The sequence below is a fragment of the Streptomyces palmae genome, assembly GCF_004684805.1.
In the GTDB taxonomy this organism is placed as follows: Bacteria; Actinomycetota; Actinomycetes; order Streptomycetales; family Streptomycetaceae; genus Streptomyces; species Streptomyces palmae.
On the sequence record NZ_SRID01000574.1, the window covers coordinates 1 to 2,771 of the forward strand.

A 2,771-nucleotide genomic window follows, 5' to 3' on the forward strand; every position below is an offset into this window, starting at 1 on the left:
CCCCCACCACCGACGACCCACGCGGTGGGGCCGACGGCGCGAAGCCCCCCGTGTCGGTTCCCCCGGCCTTCGTGGGCCGCTGGCACGGCACGGTGAAGACGAGGAGCGGCCTGTCCAACGGCACCATGACGGCGACCATCAAGGAGGGCCGGACCGGGGAGCGGGTGGCGGACGTCCGGTACGACGTCGGGTTCCAGTCGATACAGGTGCACTGCTTCGCCCGGGCCGAGCTGACCGCGGCCTCCCCTCAGCGGCTGACCGTGCTGGAGCGGCCCGACCCGACCAAGCCGGCCAACCCGCTGTGCACCGGGAACTCCTCCATGGCGACCTTCACCCTGGACGGGTCCGGTGGCCTGCGGTTCGCCTCCGAGGACGAGGAGGGCGGCCTGCCGACCTCGCGCCTGAGCAGGGTCCGCGGCGACTGACGGGACCGGACGGCCACCGGCGCCGCCGTCGGCTGACCCCGCCTCATGCCGCGCCGCCTCACCAGGGGATCCCCGACGACCCCTCCTCCGGCGAGCCGTCGGCTCCCCCTTCGCCGCACCGGCGGCCTCCCCTTCGCCGAGTCGTCACGCCCCTTCCGCCGCACCGGCGGCCTCCCCTTCGCCGAGCCCCTCAAGGGCGCCGAAAGCGCTGGCGTAGGCTGGTCGGGTTCTGCTCTCACGCCTCCGAAGGGATGCCCCGGTGAACGAGTCCGCAGGCCTCCAGGCCATCCTCGACCGAGCCGCCACCGGGGGCCGGATCTCCCCCGAGGAGGCGCTGGAGCTGTACCGTTCCGCGCCCCTGCACGCCCTGGGCGCCGCGGCCGACGCGGCCCGTCGCCGCCGGTACGCCGGGATCGAGCACATCGCGACGTACATCATCGAGCGCAACATCAACTACACCAACGTCTGCGTGACGGCGTGCCGGTTCTGCGCCTTCTACGCGGCGCCCAAGGACACCGCCAAGGGCTGGACCCGGGACCTGGACGACATCCTGCGCCGCTGCGCGGAGACCGTCGAACTGGGCGGCACCCAGATCATGTTCCAGGGCGGCCACCACCCGGAGTTCGGCGTCGAGTACTACGAGAAGCACTTCGCCGCCATCAAGAAGGAGTTCCCGCAGCTGGTGATCCACTCGCTGGGGGCCTCCGAGGTCGAGCACATGGCCCGGATCTCCGGGGTGCCCGTGGAGGAGGCGATCGAGCGCATCCACGCCGCCGGTCTCGACTCCTTCGCGGGCGCGGGCGCCGAGCTGCTGCCGGAGCGCCCGCGCAAGGCGATCGCGCCGCTCAAGGAGTCCGGTGAGCGCTGGCTGGAGATCATGGAGATCGCGCACCGGATGGGCGTGGAATCCACCTCCACCATGCTGATGGGCACCGGCGAGACCAACGCCGAGCGGATCGAGCACCTGCGGATGATCCGCGACGTGCAGGACCGCACCGGTGGGTTCCGGGCCTTCATCCCGTACACCTACCAGCCGGAGAACAACCATCTGAAGGGCCGGACGCAGGCCACCATCTTCGAGTACCTGCGGATGATCGCCATCGCCCGGCTGTTCCTGGACAACGTCGCGCACATCCAGGGCTCCTGGCTGACCGTCGGCAAGGAGGCCGGCCAGCTCTCGCTGCACTACGGCGCGGACGACCTGGGCTCGGTGATGCTGGAGGAGAACGTGGTCTCCTCGGCCGGCGCCAAGCACCGCTCCAACCGCATGGAGCTCATCGACCTGATCCGCAAGGCGGGCCGGGTGCCCGCACAGCGCGCCACCACCTACGAGCACCTGGTGGTGCACGAGGACCCGGCGCTGGACCCGGTGGACGACCGAGTGGTCTCGCACGTGTCCTCCATCGCGATCGAGGGCGGCACCGCGCACCCCGAGCTCAAGCTGCTCGGCTCCCGGTGACACCGCGGTGCTGACCCTGCACACAGCCGGCCTGGTGCTGCCGGTCGGCTCGGCGGCCGTGCCGGACGGCGCGGTGCTGGTGGAGGACGACCGGATCGCCGCGATCGGCCCGTACCCGGAGCTCGCCGCCGCCGCGCCGCAGGCCAGGGTGCGGCAGTGGCCCGGGATCGTCACCCCCGGGCTGCGGCAGTGGCACGGCCGGCTGCTGCTGGAGGGCACCTACCACCCGGACCCGCGGGAGGCGGGCGAACTGGGCGAGGAGCCGTTGCCGGCCGAGCGGCTGGCGGAACTGGGCGTGGAGATGACCGGCACCCGCTGGGGCGGCAGCGCCCGGCGCGGGTTGCAGCGGATGCTCCGGTACGGCACCACGGCGGTCGCCGGGCCCTTCGAGCACCCCGCGGTGCGTACCGCGGTGGCCCGCTCCGCGCAGACCGAGGTCTCCCCGCAGGGCGCGCCCACCACCGCCCGTACGGCCTCCCTGGACCCGTTCGCGACCGCACGCACGCTGGCCGACGCGGTGGCGGGGCCGCTGACCGTCGGCGGCCGGGCCGATCTGGCGGCCTTCGACGTCCCGGACGAGGCGGGCCTCCTGGCGGCCGGCGCGAGCCGCTGCGTGGCGACCGTCGCGGCGGGCCGCCTGCTGTACCGAGGCCGCTGAACCCGGCCGTGCCGCACTGGCGGAGCCGCTGACCATGGCCGTGCCGGACCGGGTGGGCCGACGAGCGGCGTAGCCGTACCGAGGCCGCTGAACATGGCCCCACCGCACCCGGCGGAGCCGCTGACCATGGCCGTGACGGCGCCAGGGTGACCCGCCGGCGTTCGGCCCTACCCGGGCGGCCCGCCCGCCTCGTCCGGGACGTCGAAGGCCGCCAGATCGGCCCGGCCGC

Annotated in this window: 2 protein-coding genes and 1 pseudogene; all 3 read left to right on the plus strand. The window is 73.8% G+C overall.

Annotated features, from left to right (window positions below):
- Window positions 1-425, plus strand: a pseudogene (locus tag E4099_RS31080) (serine/threonine-protein kinase); the annotation flags it as partial.
- A gap of 259 nt (window positions 426-684) precedes the next feature.
- Entirely contained in the window at window positions 685-1,884 is a 1,200-nt protein-coding gene (mqnC, locus tag E4099_RS31085) for a cyclic dehypoxanthinyl futalosine synthase (RefSeq protein ID WP_135342442.1), read from the plus strand.
- A 7-nt stretch (window positions 1,885-1,891) separates the two neighbouring features.
- Entirely contained in the window at window positions 1,892-2,542 is a 651-nt protein-coding gene (locus E4099_RS31090) for an imidazolonepropionase-like domain-containing protein (protein ID WP_135342443.1), read from the plus strand.
- Window positions 2,543-2,771: the final 229 nt, after the last annotated feature.